Origin of the sequence: Motilimonas sp. 1_MG-2023, assembly GCF_030547455.1 — a bacterium.
GTDB lineage: Bacteria > Pseudomonadota > Gammaproteobacteria > Enterobacterales > CBDFNC01 > Motilimonas.
The window spans coordinates 1-234 of sequence record NZ_JAUOPX010000302.1 but is presented as its reverse complement, the minus strand read 5'-3'; the positions used below and the strand labels follow the sequence as shown (position 1 = coordinate 234).

1 protein-coding gene is annotated in these 234 nt (G+C 44.0%); it reads right to left on the bottom strand.

Going from position 1 to position 234, the window contains the following annotated elements; genetic code table 11:
* Positions 1-234 (bottom strand): isoprenylcysteine carboxylmethyltransferase family protein (locus Q4519_RS22140; protein WP_303516147.1); only part of this gene is annotated, 234 nt, incomplete at both ends.

Below are 234 nucleotides of genomic sequence, written 5' to 3'. Positions count from 1 at the left end.
CCAAATATTCGAGAAAGAGCCATTACCACGGTTTTAATCTGAAACTGGTTCATGTACAGCACAAATAAGCGTGCGGCAAAAAAACCGCTCAGGGTTTGTAAATAAAAAGCCCAAGTAAGCAAACAGGCCAAAAAACCTAAGTACATAGGGTTACGACTGTATTGATAAACCCCCGTTGTGACTAACATTGTCGCCTGCTCTGGGTGCATCGGGTTAACTGTTGTGTCTGAGCGG